19 protein-coding genes, 1 pseudogene and 1 riboswitch are annotated in these 24980 nt (G+C 52.1%); of the genes and pseudogenes, 19 read left to right on the top strand and 1 reads right to left on the bottom strand.

The annotated features are described in order from the left end of the window. Positions 1 to 534: 534 nt before the first annotated feature. Positions 535 to 714, top strand: a pseudogene (locus ACFOE0_RS12335) (helix-turn-helix domain-containing protein); the annotation flags it as partial. Positions 715 to 762: 48 nt separating this feature from the next. Beyond that, positions 763 to 1494, top strand: coding sequence for a LysR family transcriptional regulator substrate-binding protein (locus ACFOE0_RS12330; protein ID WP_248936926.1), 732 nt, complete (start codon positions 763 to 765; stop codon positions 1492 to 1494). A 103-nt stretch (positions 1495 to 1597) separates the two neighbouring features. Here the strand turns inward: ACFOE0_RS12330 and ACFOE0_RS12325 are convergent, their stop codons facing one another. Continuing rightward, positions 1598 to 3586, bottom strand: coding sequence for a hypothetical protein (locus ACFOE0_RS12325; protein ID WP_248936927.1), 1989 nt, complete (start codon positions 3584 to 3586; stop codon positions 1598 to 1600). Between the two features lie 247 nt (positions 3587 to 3833). After that, positions 3834 to 3955, top strand: a riboswitch (TPP riboswitch). 163 nt (positions 3956 to 4118) lie between these two features. Between ACFOE0_RS12325 and thiC the strand changes: the two genes are divergently transcribed. From thiC to ACFOE0_RS12240, 17 genes are all read left to right on the top strand, one after another. Continuing rightward, positions 4119 to 6104 (top strand): phosphomethylpyrimidine synthase ThiC, encoded by a 1986-nt coding sequence (thiC, locus tag ACFOE0_RS12320; RefSeq protein WP_248936928.1) that lies wholly within the window; start codon positions 4119 to 4121, stop codon positions 6102 to 6104. 1 nt (position 6105) lies between these two features. Continuing rightward, positions 6106 to 6798: a thiamine phosphate synthase gene (gene thiE, locus ACFOE0_RS12315; RefSeq protein ID WP_248936929.1), complete on the top strand. Its 693-nt coding sequence runs from the start codon at positions 6106 to 6108 to the stop codon at positions 6796 to 6798. Next, the gene (locus ACFOE0_RS12310) at positions 6791 to 7657 is read left to right on the top strand and encodes a HesA/MoeB/ThiF family protein (RefSeq protein ID WP_248936930.1); all 867 of its coding nucleotides are present in this window, start codon (positions 6791 to 6793) and stop codon (positions 7655 to 7657) included. The genes thiE and ACFOE0_RS12310 overlap by 8 nt, the downstream gene beginning before the upstream one ends. Further along, positions 7638 to 7838 carry a sulfur carrier protein ThiS gene (thiS, locus tag ACFOE0_RS12305; RefSeq protein WP_248936931.1) on the top strand — a complete coding sequence of 67 codons (201 nt, stop codon included), beginning with the start codon at positions 7638 to 7640 and terminating at the stop codon, positions 7836 to 7838. Before ACFOE0_RS12310 ends, thiS begins: the two co-directional genes overlap by 20 nt. A 2-nt stretch (positions 7839 to 7840) precedes the next feature. Next, positions 7841 to 8626 carry a thiazole synthase gene (locus ACFOE0_RS12300; protein ID WP_248936932.1) on the top strand — a complete coding sequence of 262 codons (786 nt, stop codon included), beginning with the start codon at positions 7841 to 7843 and terminating at the stop codon, positions 8624 to 8626. Then, on the top strand, positions 8623 to 9759 hold the full coding sequence (thiH, locus tag ACFOE0_RS12295) for a 2-iminoacetate synthase ThiH (RefSeq protein WP_248936933.1): 1137 nt from the start codon (positions 8623 to 8625) through the stop codon (positions 9757 to 9759). The genes ACFOE0_RS12300 and thiH overlap by 4 nt, the downstream gene beginning before the upstream one ends. Positions 9760 to 10331: 572 nt before the next feature. Further along, positions 10332 to 11240: a DmsE family decaheme c-type cytochrome gene (locus ACFOE0_RS12290; protein ID WP_283106520.1), complete on the top strand. Its 909-nt coding sequence runs from the start codon at positions 10332 to 10334 to the stop codon at positions 11238 to 11240. 15 nt (positions 11241 to 11255) lie between these two features. Then, positions 11256 to 13265: an MtrB/PioB family decaheme-associated outer membrane protein gene (locus ACFOE0_RS12285; protein ID WP_248936935.1), complete on the top strand. Its 2010-nt coding sequence runs from the start codon at positions 11256 to 11258 to the stop codon at positions 13263 to 13265. 11 nt (positions 13266 to 13276) lie between these two features. Then, on the top strand, positions 13277 to 15790 hold the full coding sequence (locus ACFOE0_RS12280) for a DMSO/selenate family reductase complex A subunit (protein WP_248936936.1): 2514 nt from the start codon (positions 13277 to 13279) through the stop codon (positions 15788 to 15790). 14 nt (positions 15791 to 15804) lie between these two features. After that, positions 15805 to 16473 (top strand): 4Fe-4S dicluster domain-containing protein, encoded by a 669-nt coding sequence (locus tag ACFOE0_RS12275; RefSeq protein WP_115136434.1) that lies wholly within the window; start codon positions 15805 to 15807, stop codon positions 16471 to 16473. 161 nt (positions 16474 to 16634) lie between these two features. Beyond that, on the top strand, positions 16635 to 17309 hold the full coding sequence (locus ACFOE0_RS12270) for a TorD/DmsD family molecular chaperone (protein ID WP_248936937.1): 675 nt from the start codon (positions 16635 to 16637) through the stop codon (positions 17307 to 17309). Between the two features lie 672 nt (positions 17310 to 17981). Beyond that, positions 17982 to 20537, top strand: coding sequence for a DMSO/selenate family reductase complex A subunit (locus ACFOE0_RS12265; protein ID WP_248936938.1), 2556 nt, complete (start codon positions 17982 to 17984; stop codon positions 20535 to 20537). 3 nt (positions 20538 to 20540) lie between these two features. Next, positions 20541 to 21290, top strand: a complete 750-nt coding sequence (locus ACFOE0_RS12260) for a 4Fe-4S dicluster domain-containing protein (RefSeq protein WP_248936939.1) — start codon at positions 20541 to 20543, stop codon at positions 21288 to 21290. Positions 21291 to 21595: 305 nt separating this feature from the next. Further along, positions 21596 to 22276: a TorD/DmsD family molecular chaperone gene (locus ACFOE0_RS12255; RefSeq protein ID WP_248936940.1), complete on the top strand. Its 681-nt coding sequence runs from the start codon at positions 21596 to 21598 to the stop codon at positions 22274 to 22276. A 40-nt stretch (positions 22277 to 22316) separates the two neighbouring features. Next, entirely contained in the window at positions 22317 to 22778 is a 462-nt protein-coding gene (locus ACFOE0_RS12250) for a hypothetical protein (RefSeq protein WP_248936941.1), read from the top strand. A gap of 481 nt (positions 22779 to 23259) precedes the next feature. Continuing rightward, on the top strand, positions 23260 to 24282 hold the full coding sequence (locus ACFOE0_RS12245) for a hypothetical protein (RefSeq protein ID WP_248936942.1): 1023 nt from the start codon (positions 23260 to 23262) through the stop codon (positions 24280 to 24282). Positions 24283 to 24602: 320 nt separating this feature from the next. Next, complete coding sequence (locus ACFOE0_RS12240) at positions 24603 to 24965, top strand: hypothetical protein (protein WP_248936943.1); 363 nt, start codon at positions 24603 to 24605, stop codon at positions 24963 to 24965. Positions 24966 to 24980 lie beyond the last annotated feature (15 nt).

The raw sequence follows: 24980 nt of genomic DNA, 5'->3' as shown, positions 1-24980 counted from the left end.
ACCATATCTATCGAACTGCCTTGCGCCGGGGCGTAATGACAGTAAAAAGAGTTGCTTGAGATTCTAACTTAAACTTGGGAGTTTTTGCCTACAGCGAAAAAGAAAAAAGGCCCGTACGTGATGAAGCGTACGAACCTTGCAGGGAAATCGTTTCAGCAGTGACTGACGTTTTGGTCAGTTAGTCAGTTTTTCACAGTGTTCCATATCCATCATGGCTGCCAACTCCTGAGAACAGTCGTGGTCAGGGGCGCATATCTGTACCCGGTAGTTAAACCAGGGGGTCATCACAGACAGGCGAAGCCTGTGTGCTTAGAGGGCAAGCTTCAGGTGTTGGAATTGGCGGCATAATAGCCATTGGAGAGAAAAAATAAATCAGTCATCGCTCAATTTGTGAACGCTGACTTTTATTTCAGAATCCTATAATTAAATTTTTAAGAGGCTGCTTTTGTTTCACAACATTTTAATTTTATAAATTGAGATTCAGAGCTATATTAGCGCCTAAAATATATAACTATAAGACGCTTGGTAGTTGAGATGTTGGATCAGGAAATCAGGGCATTCTTTGTCTTTAAATCGATATATGAAACTGGCAGCGCCCGACTCGTTGCCGAAATGTATGATATTTCGCAATCAAAAGTAAGCCGCTATTTATCCGGTTTACGAGATTTATACGCGGATACTTTATTTATTCGTAAAAAAACCGGCTTTGTTCCTACAGCCCGGGCGCATCAGCTTTACCCTGTGATCAGCCAGGTTGTCTCTTTGACTGAAGAGCTGATCCAGCAAAACAGCCGGGATGTGGATGTCAGCGAATGTGTTATCGCCGTACCTCCGACTTTCTCTGTGGGCCTGCCTGACTATCTGGATAAGACTCTCAAGCTAATCTATCCCGGCCTGTCTTTTTCACTGAAGCCAACCCGCAGAGGGATTTGTGAAGATGTGGTCAAGGGCAATGTCTGTATTGCCTTGACCCACAGAGAGTGCACCCGTACTGCGGACTGCAGCAAGCAGGGGGTCTCAATGATCACTGCAGAGCCAGTCTGTAATGGCAGTATCGTGTATGTGGTTGCCGCTGAATCTCATCCGCTGTGGCAGCAGGAGTTGCTGTTGGAAAACCTGGCTCAGCACCCTTATGTGATTACCCAGATGCCTGGCTTTAACGATGAAACTGATCCCTTTGAGGTGTTCTGCAGCAAGCATGGTCTGCCGTTGAGTGTGGCGCAGCGTACTGCCAGCCTGGCGACCTTGTTGGAAAGTCTGACCCTGTCTGAAGGAGTGTCCCTGTTGGGTACCGCCTGTGCCTCTGAGTTTATTACCCGCTTCCCGGGTATGAGGTCTATGGCACTGCCTGCAGAAGAGTTTGCTAAATTGCATTTAGAAGTGCCAGCTCCCAAGTATGGCTTTATCTGTCGTCAGGATCGCAGAGAGAAAATTCCACCTCTGCTTATTTCTGCTTTGAAGAGCTATATCATGGAACAGGTTTCTGCAAAGTGATAACTAAATTAGTTAATTACTAAAAAAATCAGGGCGACTTAATGTCGCCCTGAACTTTATTCGTGAAATAACTCAAATATCTCGATGAGATTAATAACAGTTATTATTTCTCGGTGACTTTGTAATACTCAAAACCGGAATTATTGCCCAGGTTTGAGAAGCTTGAAGTCCCGAAATAAAGCTCACCATTTACCACTGCGGCGTTACGGATACCGTTATTGTCAGGGTTGGCAAAACCATCTGCAGTGATGCGCTCGGCAGCTTCGTCTGACTCTTCAAACACAATCAGGTCGGCGCCGGACTGGTTGCTGTTGCCACGAACCTGTTGTGCCCAGCGGTACACATAGCCCATTGGATTGTTGTAAGCCTGATCCTGCCAGCTGTTGCCACCCATCATATCGACAGGGAAACAGGTACCGGCAAGACAGAACTGATCCGGTGCCAGTCGTGGCAGCCTGGCGGCTTTACTCTGAATCGCTTCGATATTGTCATAGTAATCGCGCATACCACTGCCTAGATCGAAGCCACCAATGTAAAGCTGCTCGTCGTGCACCACGGCAGTCCAGGCATAAACGTTCAGCACTTCGCCCCAACCTGCAGGTCCATACTTGGGTTCCAGACCCATACGGTTTGGCTGTTTACGCCATTTACTACCGTTGAAAGCCCACTGTTTTTTATCACCGTACAGCAGCTCAGGCTTGAACTTGTGAGGTTTGTAGAAGCGGTTCATCTTCATACGGAAGATAGACGACGCACGCCAGCTCTTGATAGCCAACTCCTCTTCCACAGCGCTGTATTCACCATCCTGCACCGCAGGGAACTGCTCAGGGTATGCCGCTTTCAGTTTGTCATAACCACCTGAGTGACCCACATGCATGGTGCCGAAGTACAGGTAGCCATCAAACATTGTCATGGCACCCATCTCATAGGTCTTGGCAATCACAGGGTCAGCATCGAAATCTTCGGTCTTGAAGATAGTGGTGAACTGCATAGGCTCAGCTTTACTGAAACCGGCTACTGGCATAGGGTTGGACGCCAACAGGTTACCACCCTGATAGGCTGGATCTTTGGCCGCCTTGGGGTGTGCCCAGGTACTGACCACCAGTCGCTCTTTACCTTTTTCATCCTGAGTTGTCACAAACTCTCCCGGCAGACCTTCATACTGGAAGCTGTCAGGGGTGACCACGTCAAAGCCATGGGTATCGCCACCGGCAAATGGCGCGTCTTTAGTGCCGACCCAGCGCAGGCCCACTGTGCCTGAAGTGCCCGCCTGACCCAGAGAGGTATCCGGACCCATAAAGGTATACAGGGCGCTGCTGCCATCGGGGTGAGTCAGCACTGTCATGCGACGGGAAGAGTCGTATGGGAAGTCAGCTTTACCCAAATAGGTGCGGGTCTGACTGTCGAAGGCGAATACCCGCAGGAAACCCTCGGCAGATTCAGTGGCGCTCTGGCTGTCCAGGTTGGCATGACCAATAAAGAACACTACGCCATTGTGGGCACCGGCAGAGCGGAAACCATAGATCTTGCTGGCTTCGCCTTCAAATACACCATTGCCCAGATGCTTGGTCGGGCCTTTGGCGATATCGTCTGCATAGTTCTGGCCCGGCGCGTTCTGGATCTCATTGGGGTTGATCACACTGGTTTGCTGGCTGCTGACATCATAGATATACAGCTGACCCGGGCGGTCGATATCCACCAGGTTACAGGCCTGCACTTCAGAGTCGAACGCGGTGACCAGCATAGGCAACTTCAGGTGTTTCATCATCCAGCCACACCAGCCGTTGTTCAGGCTGCCGAACCAGATCTCTTCACCCACCTGAGCCACGCCCCAGGCGTAAGAAGCATTACGACGCGCAGCCGCAGGCTCGTCGGTGTGCTCTGCATCGGCTTCTGTCAGTCCGGCGTAGGGTTCAAACTGGTTGTTGGGGTTGGCGCGACCGAAAAAGATCTCATCCACAGGTGCTATGGAAACACGTTCCGCAACAAAGTCATCTGTGGTTTCCATTACTCTGCGGTAATCGTCATCTGCGAATGCAGCGCCAGTCAGGGTCAGAGAAGCCACCAGACCGAGCCTGAAAATGTTTCTCATCTTATTGTTATTTAAATAGGTTGTTGTGGTTTTCAATTGTGTTCCATCAATATCACACATGATCGGGGGCGCTAATTTAGCGTTTTTTTTACTTCTGTCTGTGACCTGAGCAATGAATTGAGCACAGAGGGCAGGAATAATCGAACAATTCTCAGGCGAAGGTGTTAATTGAAATATCATCACTTGTTAAATTTCAGCCGGTAAATATACTGAGTGCCCTGAGACATAGGCTTGAAAGCTGTGTCTTTACTACTTGTCGGAGTGCCCGCTAACTGTCTTATCAACAGGCATAGGGCTGAGACCACGTAAGTGGGATCCGTTGAACCTGATCAGGCTAATACCTGCGAAGGGAACAAGTGTGGCTGACAGGCCGTGTCATATCTGCAGTTTGGTATTGGATATGGTGCATCAATATTAGCAACTGCTGTTTTATTGAGGTTTCATTTCAACAGCGATTGAAACGCCAGTCAGTAATCACCTGCCATCAACGCCATCCGACAAGCATTAATTCCCATAAAATTGGAGTGATGCTATGTCGACCAGAAAACAAACCCGGCTCGAAGCCAAAACTTACCTCGACACCCTGTCGACCCAACCTTTTCCCAACTCAAACAAGCTGTATGTGCAGGGCTCACGACCCGACCTTAACGTGGGCATGCGGGAAATCACATTGGCGCCCAGCCTGGTGGGGGGTGATAAAGACAAGCCTGTGTTTGAGCCCAATGACAGTATTCGCGTGTATGACACCTCGGGTTGCTACACAGATCCTGACCATCAAATCGATATCTATCGCGGAGCACCTAAAGTCAGGCAATCCTGGATTGAAGAGCGTCATGACACTGAGCTGACTGAGGGCGTCAGTTCTGAGTTTGCCAAATCACGACTGGCGGATGACACCCTGGACGAACTCAGGTTCCCAGCCTTGCCTGCCATTCGCAGTGGTCAGCCGGGCAAGTGTGTCACTCAACTTCACTATGCCCGTCAGGGCGTGATTACGCCTGAGATGGAGTACATCGCCATCCGGGAGAATATGGGGCGGGCGGCTCAGCGTTTTAAAGATGACAGCCTGAATCATCAGCATCAAGGTCAGGGTTTTGGTGCCAATCTGCCGGAGCAGATCACCCCGGAGTTTGTCCGTAAAGAGGTGGCCGGGGGCAGGGCTATCATTCCCGCCAACATCAACCATCCTGAATCTGAACCCATGATTATCGGCCGCAATTTTCTGGTGAAGGTGAATGCCAATATAGGAAATTCATCTGTGACCTCTTCCATTGAGGAGGAGGTGGAGAAGATGCTCTGGTCCACCCGTTGGGGCGGCGATACCGTGATGGATCTGTCCACCGGTCGCAATATCCACGAGACCCGGGAATGGATTTTGAGAAACAGCCCGGTGCCCATAGGCACAGTGCCCATGTATCAGGCGCTGGAGAAGGTGAATGGGGTTGCCGAAGATCTCACCTGGGAGGTGATGCGCGATACCCTGATTGAGCAGGCTGAGCAGGGAGTAGATTACTTCACCATTCATGCCGGACTGCTGCTGAGATTTGTGCCACTGACGGCTAAACGCATGACGGGCATTGTTTCCCGCGGCGGCTCCATCATTGCCAAGTGGTGTCTGGCCCACCATAAAGAGAACTTCCTCTATACCCACTTCCGTGAGATCTGTGAAATCTGTGCCCGCTTCGATGTCTCCTTGTCGCTGGGGGACGGCCTGCGCCCCGGCTCTATTGCCGATGCCAATGATGAAGCTCAGTTTGCCGAGCTCAGAACTTTGGGTGAACTGACCAAAATCGCCTGGGAATACGATGTGCAGGTGATGATTGAGGGGCCGGGTCATGTGCCTATGCATCTAATCAAAGAGAACATGGAAGAGCAGCTTAAGCATTGTGATGAAGCGCCTTTCTATACTCTTGGCCCGCTGACCACAGATATTGCTCCGGGTTACGACCACATAACGTCTGGCATTGGGGCGGCGATGATCGGCTGGTATGGCTGCGCCATGCTCTGCTATGTGACCCCCAAAGAGCATCTGGGTCTGCCTAACAAGGAGGACGTTAAAACCGGCCTTATCACCTATAAGCTGGCGGCCCACGCTGCGGATCTGGCCAAGGGGCATCCCGGCGCGCAGATCAGGGACAATGCGCTGTCCAAGGCCAGATTTGAGTTCCGCTGGGAAGACCAATTCAACCTGTCGCTGGATCCCGATACCGCCCGCAGTTTCCATGATGAAACCCTGCCTCAAGAGTCGGGTAAGGTGGCTCACTTCTGCTCCATGTGCGGCCCCAAGTTCTGCTCCATGAAGATCAGTCAGGAGGTACGTCAGTACGCCGCCGAAAACCCATCGCTGCAAACCCTGGCGGGTGACGCAGTCACCATGATAAGTGCTGAGCAGGCTGCCGCCTCCATGGCTCAGGCACAGCTTGTCCAACACGGGATAGCAGAGCAGGGCATGGCCGACAAAGCCAAAGAGTTTAGAGACTCAGGTGCTGAGCTGTACCGACCCAAAGCGGAGGCCTGATATGACTCAGGCCAATATTGAATTTGCCCGGCACAGCTTTGAGGCCGGTGACAGCAATTGTGGTGAGCCAGCAGGTCTGGCCCATCTCTATCCTGTGGTAGACAGCGCTGACTGGATTGCCCGGTTGCTGCCCATGGGCATACGCACTGTGCAGCTGAGAATAAAGCAGGGCGATCCCTGCGAACTGGAGAGAGAGATCTGCCGGGCGATCGCGCTGGGGCGGGAGCACAATGCCTGTGTGTTTATCAATGATTACTGGCAATTGGCATTGAAGCACGGCGCCTATGGTGTGCATCTGGGGCAGACAGATATGCCCAAAGCAGATCTGAGCGGGATCGCGACCGCGGGTATGCGTCTTGGGGTATCAACCCGGACCGCCGATGAGTTGATTACAGCTATCAGGATGCGTCCCAGCTATCTGGCTATAGGTCATATCTTTCCCACTCCCACCAAGCAGATGAGCACGCCACCACAGGGACTGGCAACCCTGAAGCAGCATGTGCAAACGGTCGCGGGTGGGATACCCACAGTTGCCATTGGCGGTATCGATCTCGGCCGCGCCGCCGATGTCTGGCAAACCTGTGTTGATGCAGTCGCTGTGGTCAGGGCGGTGACGGAGTCACGGGATCTGACAGACGATCTGGCACGCTTTAACACCCTGTTGGCACGCCGCAAGGAGGTAGTTTGTGATTGATGAGACAAGCGCGACAGAGGAGCTGAGCGCCGCCGAGTTTTTGCGTTACAGCCGCCAGTTAATGCTGCCGGAATTGGGTGAAGAAGGGCAGTTACAACTTAAACGGGCCAGGGTGCTGGTGGTCGGTGCCGGAGGGCTGGGCAGTGCAGCCTTATTGAGCCTTGCTGCCGCTGGCGTCGGCCAGATACATATTGCCGATCCGGACGCTGTGGAGCTGTCCAATCTGCAACGGCAGCTGGCATTTGAAAGTGGCGACGTCGGTATCAATAAAGCCAAGGCCACAGCGGCCAGGTTAACGCGTCTTAACCCTCATATTCAGTTACAGGTTTTGCCTCTGGCGTTGCGGGGCGAACTGCTTGCTGAGCAGGTGGCGAGCGTGGATCTGGTGTTGGATTGCTCGGATAACCTGAGCACCCGATATCAGGTCAATCAAAAATGTGCAGAGGGGCAAAAGCCGCTTGTCAGCGGAGCAGCTACCGGCTGGCAGGGACAACTGATGACCTTTGATTTCCGGCGGTCTGATGCGGCCTGCTATCAATGCCTGTTCCCCTTTGATTCCAATCTCAGCCCGGACGATGCAATACCGATTGGCAGTTGTCGCACTCTGGGGATTATGGGGCCTGTGGTTAACACCCTTGGCACCTTGCAGGCGCTGCAGGCGATCAAGCTGATATTGGGATTGGATGCGGACAGTGGAATGTCTTACTTGAGACGTTTCAACGGCCTGACACTGGAGTGGCAGACGCTGGCGGTTGCCAGAGATGCTGATTGTCCTGTTTGTGGATATCAGGGGAGTCGCAGTCGAGAGAACAGGGGAAGCTCACAGAGGAGAAGCGAATATGTTGATACAGGTAAATGACCGACAGATTGAGCTGCCTGTGGGCAGTGATGTCACCGCAGTGTTTGATGCGCTCGAACTGACTCCCCAGGGCTATGCACTGGCCATTAATGGCATGGTGCTGCCCAAAAGTGAGTGGCCCCATACCCGGCTCAGTCCGGGAGATGATCTCGCCGTATTTCAGGTAATTGCAGGAGGCTGACCATGTTAACCATTGCCGATAAAACCTTTCATTCCCGGCTGTTTACCGGCACAGGTAAGTTTGCCGGAAGTCGCCAGATGGCAGCAGCGCTGAAGGCGTCAGGTTCAGAGCTGGTGACCATGGCGCTGAAGCGGCTGGAACTGGAGTCCCAAAACAAGCACGACGATATTCTCTCGCCTCTGTTGGCTGCCGGGGTCAATCTGCTGCCCAATACCTCAGGCGCCAGGAGTGCTGAAGAAGCTATATTTGCTGCCCGGCTGGCGCGGGAGGCTTTAGGGACCCACTGGCTCAAACTGGAGATCCACCCGGATCCCAAATACCTGATGCCGGATCCCATCGAAACCCTTAAAGCAGCACAGCAGCTGGTGCAGGAGGGCTTTGTGGTGCTGCCCTACTGTCATGCCGACCCTGTGCTCTGTAAGCGTTTAGAGGAGGTGGGCTGCGCCGCAGTGATGCCACTGGGTTCACCTATTGGCAGCAATAAAGGACTGGCTTCCAGAGAGTTTCTGCAGATTATTATCGATCAGGCGCGGGTGCCTGTGGTGGTGGATGCAGGTATTGGTGCGCCGTCCCATGCCGCAGAAGCGATGGAGTTGGGGGCCGATGCCGTGCTGGTGAATACCGCTATCGCCACGGCTGCCAATCCCACTGCTATGGCCAGTGCCTTTAAATTGGCTGTGGAAGCCGGACGTATAGCCTTCGAGTCAGGACTGGCACCTGAGCACACCCAGGCGGTGGCATCCAGTCCGCTTACCGGCTTTCTGTCTGTTGGAGAGCCTGCCCTGTGAATGAGCATGACATTGCTGAGGGGTTTGTCAGTACATTTGCCGGGCTCAACTGGGATGCACAGCGCTTAAGTATCTATGCCAAAAGGGCGACGGATGTTGAGCGTGCCCTGCAGTCGGGCAAGCGCACGCTGGAAGACTTCAAAGCGCTGATCTCGCCTGCGGCAGAGCCTTACCTGGAGCAGATGGCGCAGCAAAGTGCTGCCCTTACCCGGCAGCGCTTCGGCCACACCCTGGGCATGTATCTGCCTTTATACCTGTCCAACCTTTGCGCCAATGTCTGCAGCTACTGTGGCTTCTCCATGGATAACCGCATCAAGCGCAAAACTCTGACTCTGGATGAGGTAGAGGCAGAGTGCCGGGCCATTAAAACCATGGGATTCGACTCCATATTACTGGTCACCGGCGAGCATGAAACCAAGGTGGGCATGGACTATTTCCGTCAGGTATTGCCTTTGGTTAAGCGCTATTTCAGTTATCTGGCGATGGAGGTGCAGCCGCTGCAAAGCCATGACTATGCCGAACTCAAAGCCCTGGGGCTGGATGCGGTAATGGTGTATCAGGAAACTTATCATCCTGTGACTTATGCCAGGCATCACCTGAGGGGGAAAAAGGCTGACTTTGGCTATCGGCTGCAAACCCCGGACAGGCTGGCGCGGGCCGGTATCGACAAAATAGGTTTGGGAGCCTTGATAGGTTTGGAGGACTGGCGCACCGACAGCCTGTATGTCGCTGCTCACCTTGAGTATCTGGAGCGCCACTATTGGCAGAGTCGTTACTCCATCTCTTTTCCCCGTCTGCGTCCCTGCGCAGGTAATACAGAGATAAAGTCCATTATGGAGGACAAGCATCTGGTACAGCTGATTTGTGCCTACCGCTTATTTAACCCCAGTGTGGAGCTGTCTTTGTCGACCCGGGAATCCCCCTGGCTGAGGGATAATTTGCTGCCTTTAGGGGTAACTGCTCTGTCAGCCGCCTCCAGTACTCAGCCCGGCGGTTACGCCAATCCTGAACCCGCATTAGAACAGTTCAGCATCAGTGATGAGCGCAGTGTGGCCGAGGTAGCAAAGACAGTAAAACAGGCGGGTTTTGACGTGGTGTGGAAAGACTGGGACAGGCGCTATTCCGGAGGCTAAGAATGTAACCACTATTATTGCGTTGCACTCTCCCTTTTTTGTTAGTTCAGTGTCGGCTGATATTGTGATTTAGTCGACACTGTTTTAACTGCAGCTCCTGCTCTCACTGCATTTGAGAACTATTTTCATTAACTCTTTTGGGATAATTTTTTATTTATCCCAATGGAGGTATGACACTTATTTTTGACCTTGGTCATATTTTAATATTTCGCGATTTCCCCGTTCCGTTCACAAACCTGTTCACAGGCATTAACAATCTTGGCTTGAGCTGTTCAGGCGTAAAACATAAAAACATTACTAAACATATGGTTATAAAAAGCATTTGTAGTGCTTTTTATGGTCGTCCAGTGAGTGTTTAATCACGAATATTATTTTTGTGTATGCGATGTCGCATTTTTCCCCTTCTGAAAAATAACAAACCCAGTTTCTATATTTCTGTCTTTTAAAATACCTCTACCGGGGTAGCCAGCCCCAAATTCCGATTCGTGAATTAATAACAAGAAGTGAAAGGCCAGAGAATGATTGAGCGTGTAAAGCGGGGCTTAAAGATAAGTCTGAGCGCACTGTTCGCCATGGGATTGTCCATGGCGTTTTCAGTTTCTGCTGCTCCCTGGGATAAATTGACCGGGGAAGAGCTGGAGCAACAGCTGTCTCAGAAGTTTGCCGAAGGCAAATACTCTCCTAAAGGGGCAGATTCCTGCCTGATGTGCCACAAGCGCAACGAAAAGGTGATGGACCTGTTTAAGGGCGTGCATGGCGCGACCAACAGCAGTGCATCGCCTATGGCACAGCTGCAGTGTGAATCCTGCCACGGCCCAATGGGCAAGCATAACCGCGGCGGCAAAGAGCCGATGATCACCTTTGGCAGTGACACTAAATTGCCAGCCCAAAGCCAGAACAGTGTGTGTCTGGGCTGTCACAACGACCCACAACAGATGGCATGGCACAACAGCACCCACAATCTGGAAGAGATTGCCTGTGCTGACTGTCACCAGATCCACGCTGCTGAAGATCCTACGCTGGATCCACTCAAGGTGAATGACACCTGCGTAAGCTGTCACACCCAGGAAAAAGCGGATATGCACAAGCGCTCATCTCACCCGCTGAAGTGGGATCAGATGACCTGTACTGACTGTCACAACCCCCACGGCAGCATGACCGAAAGCGCCTTGGTGAAGCCAAGCCTGAACGACACCTGTTACGAGTGTCATACCGACAAGCGCGGTCCATTCCTGTTTGAGCATGCTCCGGTAGTGGAAAACTGCGCCAACTGTCACAACGCCCACGGCAGTGTAAATGAAGACCTGCTGGATAAGCGTGTGCCACAGCTGTGTCAGCAGTGTCACGCCGACGATGGCCACGGTGCCCGCGTTGTACCACAGGATGGCATGAGCTCCTTCGGTGGTGGCAAGAGCTGTCTGAACTGTCACAACCAGATCCACGGTTCCAACCATCCGGGCGGCAGCCTGTTTGGCCGCTAACAAGGAGTGCGAGAGATGCGATTTTCTTTGAATCTGTTGACCCTGGCACTGCTGTCTGCGACCGGTGCCGTGACTGCTGCCGACTTTGGTATTCAGCATGCCAACACCGCCAAGGTGAAGCAGGCTGCTTACCAGTGCAAGCAGTGCAAAATCCCTGCAGTCCATACCGGCAGCGTGACCGCCAGCCTGGGCTATGTAGACAGCAGCGACAGCCATGCCGGTAACGCCTTTGGCACCAATGATGAAGGTGTAGTTGCCGGTGTTGATGCCAATGTCAGTTACCTGAACGCTGAGGGCTACCGCAGTCAGTTGCAGGCTCATCAGTTGGGGATGGACAACGGCTTTGTTTCTGCCCGCAGTGGCAAGATTGGCGAGTACAAGGTTGAGCTGGACTACCGCAACATCACCACCTGGCAGGATGAGGCTCAAACTCAGCTGTGGCATCACGGCGGCATGCTGACCCCAAGTGAGTCAGTGCGTTTTGTTGACCTCAAGCTGGAGCGTCAGCAGGGCGGACTCGGCTTTGAGTATCAGATCAATGAAGATCTGAACACCTATGTCCGTTACGACCGCGAAGACAAGACAGGCAGCAAGAGCGCCAGTCTGATGAGCCCTCGCCCAATCAACTTTGCCCAGCCAGTGGATGAAAGCACTGACAAGCTGAGTGCCGGTGTAGTGCTGAGCGGTGACAGTTGGATGACGGATATCAGCTATCACGGCAGCCAGTACAAGAACAATATCAACCACATGAGCCTGCCATACGCTTATGACGTATACGCAGCCACGCCAGACAACCAGGCGCACCAACTGGCGGTAGCCGGTCAGTACCGTCTGGATGCCACTGTGCTCAATGGCCGTGTGGTGGCGGGTCGTATGATCCAGGACGATAACCTGATCCAGGTTGCCGGTAACCCACTGCAAAACTGGGACGGTCAGGTCGATACTCTGGATGCCAAGCTGGCAGCCACCTCAATGCTGACCCCGCGCCTGCGTGTTGGCGGCAGTGTGGATTACTCAAAGCGTGACAACGACTCATCTGTGTATGAGTTTATGCAGCCACGTCTGAGCTATGACCCGCTGAGCAACTCGTTCAAGCAGAACACTGTGCTGGATATCGAGCGTCAGACCGTCAAGCTGAACACCGCCTACCGTCTGGCTCAGGGCTACCGCCTGCAGGCCGGTTACGACTACAAGCAGGTTGAACGCAGCTATGGCGAGCGTGAGCAGACCCGCGATAACACGCTTTGGGCCGAGCTGGATATTCGCAAGTTCGACACTGTCAGCTTCGAAATCAAGGCCAGTCACGGTATCCGTGGTGGCAGCGCCTATGAAGCCAGTGAGCTGACCTCCAGCGAAGAGCAAAGCCTGCTGCGCAAGTTCAACCTGGCTGACCGCAATCGCACCGAGCTGGAACTGGGTACTCAATACACCCCGGCCAACTGGATGTCGCTGGATCTGACGGTGCACTACGCCATTGATTCTTTTGATGAGAGAAAGGGTGACGATACCGTTCTTGGTCTTCATGAGTCCCGTGACTACGGCTATGACCTGAACCTGAATCTGTTCCTGAGCGACAAACTGACTGCCTACGGCTTTGCCGGTCAGCAGTGGATCGACTCTGAGCAGGCGGGAGATCAGGCCAATATCTGGTACGCGGATATCAACGACAGCTTTATCAACCTGGGTGCAGGTGTGGCCTACAGTGGCCTGCTGGATGACCGCCTGACTGTCGGTGCCGACTACCTGTTTGCCAACTCCAATGGTGAAACCCTGGTCGACGCCAACCTGACTGGCAGCACCAGCTACGGCGACTACTACAGCTTTAACCACAGTGTTGAGCTCTATGGCGAATACGCCCTGAGCGAGTCCATGCAGTTGAAGCTGGCTTACCAGTACGAACGCTTCTATGACACCGACGCCAGCGAAGTTGGCGTGGATGCAATTACCGGTTTAACGACTCTGGGCTTGGGTAACCATAACTACAACGCCCATCAGCTGATGTTGTCCTTCAGCTACATTCTTTGAGGATAAAGATAATGGAACGCAGAAGTTTCTTGAAAATGAGTGCTGCTCTGAGCGCGGCCGCCACCGTCTCCGGCTGTAACTCCAGCTCGAAGGACGCAGACGTGGTACCTCCACAGCCTCCGGTTGGCGAAGAGAAGGTGAACTGGTCTTCCTGTCTGGTGAACTGTGGCTCTAACTGCCCAATCAAGGTATTCAGCCGTGATGGCGTGATCACCCGTGTTGAAACCGACCACGAAGTGGAAGACGTGTACGGCCTGCATCAGGTTCGCGCCTGTGCCCGTGGTCGTTCTCTGCGTCAGCGTACCTATGCGCCGGATCGTCTGAAGACGCCAATGAAGCGTGTGGGTGAGCGTGGTGAAGGTAAATTTGTACCTATCAGCTGGGATGAAGCAACACAGACTATCGCTGACAACCTGCAGCGCGTTATCAGCCAGTATGGTAACCAGGCAGTATTCCGTTCTTACGGCTCAGGTGCTTACTACGGTTTTGCCTCCAACGCCAACTTCAACCGCCTGTTCAACCTGGTAGGTGGCTGCCTGAATGCTTACGGTAACTACTCCTGGGCACAGCAGATGGAAGCGGCCAAGCACACCTTCGGTACCGGCAGTACCAGTGGTTCTTCCACCGTAACTATCGAAGACAGCGACTTCTTCCTGGGTGTGGCTTACAACCCTAACGAAATCCGTCAGTCCGGTTCAGGCGAAGGCTATGACTTCGTTAAAGCACTGGAACGTAACCCGGATCTGAAGATCGTGATGATCGATCCACGTTACACCGACTCCATGCTGGGTAAAGAAGGTCAGTGGCTGCCAATCCGTCCGGGTACCGATGCAGCATTTGCTGAAGCTGTGGCTTACGAGATGATTAAATCCGGTTGGGTTGATACCCACTCTCTGGATTTCATCAGCAAGCACACTGTGGGCTATGATGCGGCCTCCATCGACGCACAGAAAGCTGAGTTTGAAGCCAGCGGCGACGCCACCAAGGTGGAATACGCCAAGCACATGAACAGCGAAGAGAACTACCGCGACTACATTCTGGGTCTGGGTATCTACTCTGAGCCACGCACCCCTGAGTGGGCTGAAAAGATCACTGGTATCTCTGCCGCTCAGATCCGCGCTATCGCCAAGGATCTGATGAACGCTCAGCGTCCATACATAGTGGTGGGTGCAGGTGTTAACCGTCAGGCCAACGGGGAGCAGAGCATGCGCGCCCTGTACATGCTGTCTGTGCTGACCGGCAAACTGGGTAACCGTGGTGTATCCAACGGTGAACTGCCATACATGACAGGTATGTACCGTGCTGGTATCCCTGCGGGCACCAACCCGGTTAAAGAAACTATCTCTTTCTTTACCTGGACTGAAGCGGTTGTGAACGGCAAAGAGTTCACTGCCCGTACCCATGGTATCCGTGGCACTGAAGGCCTGGATGACAAGCTGGGTACCAACATCCACTTTATCTTCTCTGCCTCTGACAGCTCACTGCTGAACCAGCACGCCGAGATTAACAACACGGCTCAAATTCTGCGTGATGCTCAGGACTTGTTTGTTGTGTCCTGTGACTGCTGGATGACTCCGGGTGCCAAGTTCGCTGACATCATCCTGCCTGACACCAGCTGGCTGGAGTCCAACGATCTGGTAGACAACTCTTACGCTGCCGGTTCTCTGGGTTACCTGACTGCCATGTCTGCCGCAGTTGACCCTATGTGGGACTGCAAGTCCATGTACGAAGCTGCCGCCATGATCGCTGACAAGATGGGCGTTGGCGCTCAGTTCACCGAAGGCAAGACCGAAGCTGACTGGCTGGAACATCTGTATGAGCAGACTCGTACCAACAGCCGTAACAGCGGTGTAGTACCAGCATTCCCTGCGACTTACAAAGAAGCCCAGCAGATTGGTGTATTCCGCAAGGATATGAAGCTGAACCACGTCGCCCTGCAAAGCTTCGTGAAGGACGGCAAAGCACTGAACACGCCTTCCGGCAAGATTGAGATCTACTCTGCCGAGCTGGCATGGCGCGCTGCCAACTGGACTCAGGAAGATGTGACCGGCGTTAAAGGTGACACCATCACAGCCATTCCTCAGTACACAGTGACCTGGGACAGCTACGAAGATACTGACACTGCAACTGACTATCCGCTGCAGCTGGCCACTTACCACACCAAGGGCCGTACTCACTCCAGCTATCACAACGTGCCATGGCTGCGTGAAGCGGTTGAAGATGCACTGTGGATGAACCAGTTTGATGCCGATGCCTATGGCGTGAGCTCTGGTGACAAGGTTGTTGTGTATAACGCCCGTGGTGCCATTGAAGTGCCTGTGAAGATTACCCCACGTGTGGCACCAAACGTTGTGGCTCTGGGCCAGGGCGCCTGGTATCTGGCTGATACCAAAGGTCGTACCGATGACAGTGGTCGTCCGCTGGATATCGGTGGTGCAGTAAACACCCTGACCCGTTACCAGCCAAGCCCGGTTGCCAAAGGTAACCCACAGCTGACTATCCGTGTTCAGATCCGCAAAGCTTAAGGGAGCACTTGTAAATGACTCAACCAACTCAATACGGTTTCTACGTTGATACCACCAAGTGCACCGGCTGTAAGGCTTGTCACGTTTCCTGTAAGGACCGTCAGGCAGATCTTATCCGTGGTAACCACAACCCTGAAAATGGCGGCGTACCAAGCCTGCAGGGCGTAACCTGGCGTCGTGTGTACGAGTATGGCGGCGGCAGCTGCTCTATGAACCCAAGCACCAAGGTGTTCCAGAACGACGTATTCGCTTACTACATGTCTGTAGGTTGTAACCACTGCTCTGAGCCAGTGTGTGTTAAGGCCTGTCCTACCGGCGCTATGCACAAGCGCCGTGAAGATGGTCTGGTACATGTGGCTGAAGATCTGTGTATCGGCTGTGAAAGCTGTGCCCGCGCCTGCCCTTACGATGCGCCTCAGATCGACCGTGAGCGCAAAGTAATGACCAAGTGTGACGGTTGCTACGAGCGTCTGGCCCAGGGTCGCAAGCCTGTATGTGTTGAATCCTGCCCGCTGCGCGCACTGGACTTCGACAAGATGGAAGTACTGGAAGAGAAGTATGGCAAAGGCGACGCCCATATCGCGCCACTGCCAAGCGAAGGTATCACCTCACCTAACCTGATCATCAAGGCCAACATCAATGGTGGTCGCTCAGGTAAGGTGCTGAATCCATCAGAAGTGTAATTCTGTGATGTCGTCCCCTGCAGTCGCGGGGGATGACAGGTATAAGAGACGTTTGGCTGGCAAGGCCGCGTCTCTTACTAACTGTTTGCTATCCCAAAACCATTTGTGGCAGACGTTTTTGGGATAGCCAGCCTGGCTCAAGTGATTTAGTTGAACGATAAATGAAAACACCTTTTACCAACCTGCCGTTTGAAGAGTATCAGGGCATCGCCCGCATTCTTTACCATCTGCTCAGTCATTACCCTGAGGCAGAGATGATCCATGACTTTATCGGCAACGATGTGGCAGCAAGCTGGCCCACTTTTGCGAGTGAAGGCCAGGGGCGTGATGGCAACCGTGTGGGACGTGAGGCGCTGAGCCACTTCCTGCAGCAGTGGGATGACAGCCAGTTGACCGAGCTGCAGCTGGACTATGGTCAGCTGTTCTTTGGCCCGGGTGAACCCAAGGCGATCCCTCAAGGCTCTGTGTATCTGGGCGAAGAGCAACTGCTGAATGACCGCAGCACAGTGGCCTTGATGGACTACTACAAGGTTCATGGTGTTGAGTTGCAGATGGCCAACCGCCAGCCAGTGGATCATATTGGATTCTTTTTCGCGGTACTGGATTCGACTCTGGGTCGTCTTGAGCAGGAACGTACCAACGAAGAGCTGAAGCAGTTTGTACAACTGCTGCTGGGCAAGCATCTGTTGCCATGGTCTGGTCGTTGTCTGGAGCTGGCGGCAGAGCACGCCCAGACTGAGTTTTACTTTGGTGTGGCACTGCTGGCAGAGGACTTCCTCAAGCAGCTGGCCAACGACTTTAACGTGGTGCCTGTCAGCGCCCGACTGTTTCGCTGAAAGCGATGATGGGGCAAGCCGGTTTTATCGCCGCTGATGCCCCAAATACACGTATCTGATAACGATTTGCGTTTAACCTGATGTGGTTTAACGCAGATGTTAATGAATTTTATGAACCGGATCACATTCAGTGAGGCCGGTTTTTCACGTTGTTTGTTACATTTGGATCTCAGTTATTTAACCTGGCGCCGCGCTAAATTTGAGCGTCAGTTAAAAAGCCAAATAATTCATTGGTTTGCAATTGTTGTCCGGTTTGGCTCAGGTCACATAATTTGTGTGATCTCATCCGCAAATCAACGTGTTATGTGTGATTCCCCTCAATATTTCACTCACGAAATATAACAAATCCAGTTTCGGCAAATCCCTCTTTTAGAATACCCATGTTGGATTATTAGCCATCAAAGACATGGCACAACAACAAGAGAGAAAGGCCAGGGAATGAGCATGGTGTGCACCTGAAATTGTCGGGGTGTGCCAATGACTCGCCATCAAATTTGTCCACTGCATTTTCTGTTTCTGCCGTCTCCCTGAAGCGAGGCTCGGGACAGGCAGGAGCACTGCGGAAGCTTGCTGAAGACAAATACCTCTCCCCAGGGCTGGCACAGTGAGCGCAGCATCAGAGTTTGCACCGCCGGGCCCCTTCGAAGATGTCGTCCTAAGAGGATAAGTAAATTGGAACGCAGAAGTTTCTTGAAAATGAGTGCAGCCATGGGCTGTGCTGCCACTGTGAGTGCCTGTACCCCAAGCGCCAAAGAGAAGGTGTTCACCAAGCCAGTGCAGCCTACAGGTGAAGAAGTGCAGAACTGGTCCGCCTGTCTGGTGAACTGTGGCTCTAACTGTCCAATCAAAGTATTCAGCCGTGATGGGGTGATCACCCGCATCGAAACTGATCATGAGACCTCAGATCAGTACGGCGACAACCATCAGATCCGTTGCTGTACCCGTGGCCGTTCTCTGCGCCAGCGTACCTATGCTCCGGACCGTCTGCGTACCCCAATGAAGCGCATCGGTGCCACCCGTACCGGTGAAGTTGACCAGTTCGTGGCCATCAGCTGGGAGCAGGCATACAAAGAAGTGGGTGAGAAGCTGAGCCAGATCCGTGCTGAGCATGGCCCTGCGTCTACCTATTTCCACTACCGCAGTGGCGCTTACTACGGCTTTGCCGGTTATCAGGTTTGGCAGCGTCTGCTGAACAAAACCGGCGGTTACCTGGATCACCACTGGGACTACTCCTGGGCACAGCTGTACTCAGCTGCCGAAGCCACCTTCGGTGATGCCGGCCACGCTTACTACGGCTCCCGTCTGGCTGAAATCGCCAACGCTGACCTGTTTATCGGTGTTGCCTTCAACCCGAACGAAATGCGTATGAGCGGCAGCGGCGAAGGCTATGACTTCGTGCAGGCACTGAAAAACCACCCAGGCCATATCAAGGTGTACATGGTTGATACCCGTTACACCGACTCCATGCTGGGTAAAGAGCACAAGTGGATGCCAATCCGTCCGGGTACCGACGCGGCCCTGGCTGAAGCGGTGGCTCACGAGATGATCACCTCTGGCTGGATTGATGCCAACTCCAAAGCCTTCCTGGACAAGCACTGTCTGGGTTATGACTTTGCCTCGCTGGAAAGCTTCAAGGCGGAGTGGGCAGCATCTGATGATGCCGAGCAGCAGCGTTACGCGGCGCTTATCGATCCAAAAGAGAACTACAAAGATTACATCCTGGGTACCTACACAGGCCTGGAGCGCACCCCTGAGTGGGCTGCGGCTCGCTGTGGTATCACGGCGGCGCAGATCCGTGAACTGGCTAACGCCATCATGAACGCCAAAGCGCCTTACATCAGCATCGGTGCTGGTGTCAGTCGTCACGCCAACGGTGACCAGGCGGTACGTGCCCTGTACATGCTGTCTATCCTGACCGGTAAGCTGGGTCAGCCGGGTGTGAACACCGGCGGCATGCCAATGAACTATGGTCTGGGCGTAGCCGGTATCGATATCGGTGACAACGCAGTTAAGGCCACCATTCCGGTATTCACCTTCTCTGAAGCGATTGAGCGCGGTAAGGAGTTCACGCCTTACACCCATAACCTCAAGGGCGCAGACAAGCTGGATTCCAACATCAAGGCGATCATCAACGTGTCTGGTAACGCCATCGTTAACCAGCACTCAGACATCAACGGCACCACTGCCATTTTGTCTGACACCAGCAAGTGTGAGCTGATCGTAGTGTGTGACTGCTGGATGACCCCATCCGCCCGTTACGCCGACTACATTCTGCCTGCGGCAACCTGGCTTGAGTCTGATGACCTGGCAGGCGACTCCTATGCGTCTGGTCAAATGGGTTACATGACCATGATGAGCACAGGCGTTAAGCCACTGGGCGAAGCCAAAAACATGTACGACATCTGCTCAGGTCTGGCCAAAGCCATGAACTGCGATGACTACACCGAAGGCAAGACAGTCGCCGACTGGAACAACGAGCTGTACGCCCAGACCCGTGCCAACAACCCGGATATCGGTCTGCCAGCCACCTATGATGAGGCCACCAAGCAGGGCGTGTTCCGTAAGTACATGCCGGAAAGCTTTATCGTGCTGAAAGACTGGGTCGAAGGTAAACCAGACGCCTACGGCGTGAAGACCCCGTCCGGCAAGATTGAGATCTACTCACTGGCCATGGCTGACAAGCGCGCCAACTGGCAGCTGCAGGACTACTGGACCGCCGAAGAGCGTCAGCGTTTCAGCGCTGAGCAGCTGGCCGATCGCTACAAGATCACCCCGCTGCCACAGTACGTGGTGACCTGGGATGGCTATGAAGATAAAGAAACTGCCGTGGAATACCCGCTGCAGCTGATTGGTTACCACACCAAGGGTCGTGTGCACTCAAGCTACGACAACGTGCCATGGCTGCGTGAAGCGGTTGAAGATGCGGTATGGATTAACCCAATGGATGCGGCTGCCCGCAAGCTGACCTCAGGCGAAACCGTTCGCGTGTGGAACGACCGCGGTATGACCGAGTTGCCGGTTCGTATCACGCCACGTATCGCACCGGGCGTGGTTGCCATGGGTGAAGGTCGCTGGTACAAGCCGGGTGAAGACAAAGACCACAAAGGTCGTCCTGTGGATGTGAACGGTGCTATCAACGTGCTGACCAAGTACCACCCGACACCGATTGTGAAAGGTAACCCACAACACACCAATCGTGTACAGATTGCCGCTAAGAAGGAGGCATAATCCATGAAACCTGAAGTTCAATATGGTTTTTACCTCGACACCACCAAATGTACCGGTTGTAAGACCTGCCACGTAGCCTGTAAAGACCGCATGGTCGGCTCTCAGCGCGGCCAGGGTGAAGGTGGCAAAGATGAAGGTGCTAAAGGCATCTCTGCCATGAAAGGTGTGCTGTGGCGTCGCGTATACGAGTACGGCGGCGGTGAGTGGAAGACCAACGAAGACGGTACTTTCGAGCAGGACGTATTTGCTTACTACATGTCTATCGGCTGTAACCACTGTAATGAGCCGGCCTGTGTGAAGTACTGCCCAACCGGCGCCATGCACAAGCGTAAAGAAGATGGTCTGGTGCACGTAAACCAGGAACTGTGTATCGGCTGTGAAAGCTGTGCCTGTGCCTGTCCATACGACGCGCCGCAGCTGGACCCTGAGCGCAAGGTAATGACCAAGTGTGACGGTTGTTTCGAGCGTCTGGCCGTGGGTCGTCAGCCTATCTGTGTTGAGTCCTGCCCACTGCGTGCTCTGGACTTCGACACCATGGATAAGCTGCAGGCCAAATATGGTAAAGGCGACGGTCATATCGCACCGCTGCCATCACCTGAGATCACCAAGCCGAACCTGATCATCAAGGCCAACCGTCACGGTCGTCCTGTGAAAGAAAGCATTGGTATCTGCTACGGTGAGCCATGGCCAGTAGGCAGCGAGCCTAAGCTGAACCTGGTTGAAGGTAGCATCCTCAACCCAGCTGAAGTGTAATTTCAGAGGGTTTCACTGCACTTGATACTGTGTTGAGTCGACTCGTCATAGGCCCACTATGACGTTCGTCGACTCGCAAGCCACATGGAAGTGGTGAATGCCATTCACGCAGGAGCGGTTAATGGCCTTGTCTCAACAGCATTGAATTCCCCCTGAGGACGCGACTTAAATACAAAAAGCGCATACAGTTCGTATTCGTTTTATCCAGAGAAGGTGCATAATGCACCTTCTTTTGTTTCAGGTTCGCACCATACCTGATGGATACACGGGCGATTAGGCAAGCCCTCTTACAGAGAAGAGAATTAATGAATATCGATCGCGTTGAACTGCAAGCCATGGCTCAGATCCTTCACAATTTGTGGTTCGAGCCGCCGGGCGAAGAGTTGCTGGAAATGGTGGCTGAAATTCCTTTCGCCGAGCAGTGGCCACTGGGCGACAGTTCGCCAGAAGTGATGCAGGCCTGTGAGCTGATGGATGCTGCCAGCGCAAACCTACATGATGAGCAGGCTATCGAAGCCCTGCAGATGGATTACACCCGTCTGTTTGTTGGCCCGGGTGTGCCGCTGTGTCCACCCTGGGGTAGTGTCTACCTGTGTGAGACTGGTCTGCTTAACGATGTCAGCACTCAGGCGCTGGTGGCCTTCTACAAAGACTCAGGGCTGGAGCTGGACTCGACCCGTAACGAGCCGATGGATCATCTGGGTTTGATGTTGGCTGTGCTGGCCAATGCGCTGGCAACTGAAGAAGGCGCGATCCCGGCAGTGATGGAAGCTTATGACGATGTCGCCTTCAGTACCGCCTGGATGGCTCGACTACTGCGGGAATACCTGATGCCATTTGCGCCCAAATGTATCGAGCTGCTGGCCGCCAATGCCAAAACAGACTTTTACCGTGCACTGGCACCTCTGACCCTGAACTATCTGCAGAGCCTGCAATCACAACTGGAAGCAGAGTTGATCAGCCACAAAAGCGACACAATGCACTGAACCAGCAAGAGCGCAGCGGTTTAGTTTGAGGAAGTAATGTATGAGTGTGATTAACGCCCTGGGCGAACAGTGGAGTAAGGCTGAGTTTGCCCATCAGCTGGCGCTGGTGCTGGCACAAAAACCGGAAGTGGCGCAGCTGTTTGGCGGTGCCACCTCACTGACCACTGTCTGCAATCTGATTGCCGGCATGAGTTATCAGGCCGATGACGTCCGGTTTGCTAAAGACCCGGAAAATTCGGATAAATTCGTCCTCAGTAACAACACTCTGATCTCTGTATTCCATGACTGCTTCCGCCTGTTGTTTATCAAAGAGGTGCAATCCGGTGGTCTGAGTCAGGCTGAGCAGTTGATTCTGGCACTGGCCAAACGTATCGCTGTGGATACGGCCATAGAGTCGCTGGATGATGCCGCTGTGCTGCAGCGTGAGCAGATGATTAAGTTCAGTGAGCAGTTGGAAGGTTTGTATATTCAGAGACGAAGTGCGAGTCGAAACATGGTTTGATGTTTCTGGCTTCGCAAAGGTGGTAGGGCAGAGTGCGACTGCCTGAATCGCTGATTTGATGTTTGTGACTTGCAGTCACTGATACAGGTTTGTTCCTGCGGAACAAGGCCGCTGACGCGACCGAATGTCGTGGGCTTCCAGCCCACACCCGGTTTAGAGTCGTGGAGCTTCGCCCCACACCCGACCAAGAGGGGATCAACAGCAATTCCCTCTTGGATCTCCCTTGCCGCCCCAACCGCCGCTGACAACTCCTCGGTCTTATGCTGAAAATTGTCTGTCGCGATAAACGCTCGTCCCTGATTCGACTATCGCTGCTTCGGCATCCATGCCTCGCCACGACATTTTCAGTAACACCCTCGGCAGCGTCGGACGGGGATTGGTGTATTCAGCAATTACAAAGTAACAGTTAGAGATGCTCTATATTTTTAGGCGAGGTTGAAGGTCTTAAGAGTATTGAGGTTCAACGATTGATGTGACCCGCATGACCTTAGCATTTAAAGGTGTGGTTAAATGTGCTGAAAAATCATTGCGATTTAGTTTAAGTGTTGGATATGTTGTCACTCTATGGCATTGTGTTCTTTTGGATGGGAGGGATAACATGAAGAACATACTAATAATCATCACAGTGATATTAATTAGCGGTTGTGTATCTACAAACAATAAACAAGCAAAAACAATTGATATTAATAATTTTTATAAAGCCAATTTTTATATCAATTACACAAAATCAGAACTTGATGCAAGGCATGCAGTAATTCCTGGTATGAATTTATTCAACATGGTTGCAAGTGTTTATGAAAATAGCGAAGAACAAGAAATAAAAGAATTTATTTCTAAAGATAACTTAAAGTATTTATTCGAAAGATCGTCAAAAAACTTTAATAGCCATGAAGGTAAAAATATTGGAGTATCTATTTTTGAAGGTGCTAAAAGTACAAGTTTAATAAAGAATGGTGATAGCAATGCTATTACTTTTTTTCTAACTCCAAAGTTTTATTATACATCATCTAAGCTTAGGCTATTGAATGTCATAGATTGTGAAGCTTGGATAAAAAATGGTGATTCTGCTGAACTTGTATATGCTAATAGAATATACATTCAGTCTAAACCTATAAAAGCATTTGGAAGCACGCCAACTAATGACTCGGTTAAACTAAAAAAAGAAATCTTAACATACCTTGAAGACGGAAAAGATAAAGACGAGTTTGAAGCTAGAATAGGTGTAGTAATTAATGCTGAGGACAACGAAATGTTGAGCAGACATCTTTGGCTCAAAAATAATGGTGAAGTATTAAAACAAGCCTATAATGTTAATATAAGAGAAATATTTGATATTTTAAGATATGAAACTGAGCTTTCAACCTCACCGGAGGTTTTGTCAAGAAATTTAATAAAAACGAATCAAGGAAGAGATTGGTATAGACTTATTGGCAGTAATAACGTTGTGTCGACAGATAGTTCAGAAGCAATTTTAGAAGTAGATAATATTATTAGGTTAAATTAACAAAACAATATAGGACACTCTAAACACTTGGGCGGAAGTTAATTTCGCCCAGGATTTAACCAAAGCGCAGTTCTGTTTTAAACTCGGAGCCCCATCCCGCCCACCTCGATTTTCCTGTTAGGCTATCTACATCCCGCTCGTGAGTTTATTGCTGCGCGATACTCGCCCATGCTTCGCCACGACATTTTCAGCAGCACCCTCCGGCAACTTCGTACGGGGACTGGTGTATTCCTCTCGTTCTGAGTTGCCGTATTTAACTTTCTAACCCTGAGCTGTTAGCTTCAACCTATCTTTGAATCGTTCTTGGGCGCTGATGCCGAATGTTGAGTCTATTCGCTCGTGTATATAACGGGAATCGAACTACCCTGCTGTTTTTAGGGCCAGCAATTGTCTTCGTGGGCTTTTTCACCCTGTTGTTTCCGGAAGATATATCAACCTATGTCAACGGTGTGGAAGTCACTGGTTCCGAAGAACGGGAATTCAGTATCTATGTAATTTTGATAGGCATTGGGTTGTCGGTATTTCGCTTCGTTTTCATGAGGTACCGAAAGCTAGACAATTTCCAGAATGATATTCCCTTGCCCACTAAAGTGGATTTTGAAGTAACGGATGATGTGAATGAAAACATTCGAAGATATAAAGCTGCTCAAAAGAAGGCGGTAGAGGAAATCAGGAAGAGGTAGTAAACACGTTTAGTG

The organism is Shewanella submarina (assembly GCF_042646185.1).
Lineage (GTDB): Bacteria > Pseudomonadota > Gammaproteobacteria > Enterobacterales > Shewanellaceae > Shewanella > Shewanella corallii.
Note: the sequence above shows the minus strand (reverse complement) of the source record. Positions and strands in the feature narration are given on the sequence as shown.